This is a genomic window from Citrobacter freundii complex sp. 2025EL-00176 (assembly GCF_053309355.1).
The window spans coordinates 1-1,166 of the sequence record NZ_JBRYHT010000032.1; the positions used below are offsets into that span (position 1 = coordinate 1).

At 49.2% G+C, this 1,166-nt stretch carries 2 tRNA genes and 2 rRNA genes; all 4 read right to left on the reverse strand.

Annotated elements, in window-relative coordinates:
• Window positions 1-219 (reverse strand): 23S ribosomal RNA (locus tag ACVXHP_RS24170); the annotation flags it as partial.
• Between the two features lie 198 nt (window positions 220-417).
• Window positions 418-493, reverse strand: a tRNA-Ala gene (locus ACVXHP_RS24175).
• A gap of 39 nt (window positions 494-532) precedes the next feature.
• Window positions 533-609, reverse strand: a tRNA-Ile gene (locus tag ACVXHP_RS24180).
• A 71-nt stretch (window positions 610-680) separates the two neighbouring features.
• Window positions 681-1,166 (reverse strand): 16S ribosomal RNA (locus ACVXHP_RS24185); the annotation flags it as partial.

A 1,166-nucleotide genomic window follows, 5' to 3' on the forward strand; every position in this document is an offset into this window, starting at 1 on the left:
TTTTCCTCGGGGTACTTAGATGTTTCAGTTCCCCCGGTTCGCTTCATTACGCTATGTATTCACGTAATGATAGTGTGACGAATCACACTGGGTTTCCCCATTCGGAAATCGCCGGTTATAACGGTTCATATCACCTTACCGGCGCTTATCGCAGATTAGCACGTCCTTCATCGCCTCTGACTGCCAGGGCATCCACCGTGTACGCTTAGTCGCTTAACCTCACAACCCGAAGATGTTTCACTTCTGATTGCGAAAATTTGAGAGACTCGAACACACCGCTTTTCATTTCTTATTACGGAGAAATGAAACAGTGTGTCGTTTCAATTTTCAGCTTGATCCAGATTTTTAAAGAGCAAAACTTCGCAGTGAACCTTTTCAGGTACACTCTGAAGTTTTCTTGGGTTGTTGCAGTAAAGATGGTGGAGCTATGCGGGATCGAACCGCAGACCTCCTGCGTGCAAAGCAGGCGCTCTCCCAGCTGAGCTATAGCCCCATCGTAGTTAAAACCTCTTCAAATTCACCGGGATGAATTTGGTAGGCCTGAGTGGACTTGAACCACCGACCTCACCCTTATCAGGGGTGCGCTCTAACCACCTGAGCTACAAGCCTGCAGAGATTTTCTTACTGCTAATTTTCATCAGACAATCTGTGTGAGCACTACAAAGAACGTTTCTTTAAGGTAAGGAGGTGATCCAACCGCAGGTTCCCCTACGGTTACCTTGTTACGACTTCACCCCAGTCATGAATCACAAAGTGGTAAGCGCCCTCCCGAAGGTTAAGCTACCTACTTCTTTTGCAACCCACTCCCATGGTGTGACGGGCGGTGTGTACAAGGCCCGGGAACGTATTCACCGTGGCATTCTGATCCACGATTACTAGCGATTCCGACTTCATGGAGTCGAGTTGCAGACTCCAATCCGGACTACGACATACTTTATGAGGTCCGCTTGCTCTCGCGAGGTCGCTTCTCTTTGTATATGCCATTGTAGCACGTGTGTAGCCCTACTCGTAAGGGCCATGATGACTTGACGTCATCCCCACCTTCCTCCAGTTTATCACTGGCAGTCTCCTTTGAGTTCCCGGCCGAACCGCTGGCAACAAAGGATAAGGGTTGCGCTCGTTGCGGGACTTAACCCAACATTTCACAACACGAGCTGACGACAGCC